Source organism: Bacillus cereus, assembly GCF_002577405.1.
Taxonomy (GTDB): Bacteria; Bacillota; Bacilli; order Bacillales; family Bacillaceae_G; genus Bacillus_A; species Bacillus_A cereus_AU.
The window spans coordinates 1-350 of record NZ_NULR01000037.1 but is presented as its reverse complement, the minus strand read 5'-3'; the positions used below and the strand labels follow the sequence as shown (position 1 = coordinate 350).

The following is a 350-nucleotide window of genomic DNA, read 5'->3' as shown; positions in this document are numbered from 1 at the left end:
GTCTGGGAAGACTACAACAATAAGTTCAACACACGTCCAGAAAGCATCACAGTACAATTGCTTCAAAATGATAAAGTGTTTACAGACGCAAAAGTGGAAGCAGATAAGGAAGGAAACTGGAATTTCAATTTCAAAGACCTACCAAAGTACGATGAAACAGGAAAAGAGTATACGTACACAGTAAGTGAAGTAAAAGTGAAAGACTATGAAACAAAAGTGGACGGAACAACAATTACGAACACGTACAAAAATACAGAAACAACAGAAGTAAGTGGTAAGAAAGTCTGGGAAGACTATGACAACAAGTTCAACACACGCCCAGAAAGTATTACGGTTCAATTGCTTCAAAA

General features: G+C 37.1%; 1 protein-coding gene. It reads left to right on the top strand.

Annotation, left to right across the window (positions count from 1 at the left end; genetic code table 11):
• A partial coding sequence (locus COC96_RS26565; RefSeq protein ID WP_142340048.1) for a Cna B-type domain-containing protein occupies window positions 1–350 on the top strand: 350 nt, incomplete at both ends.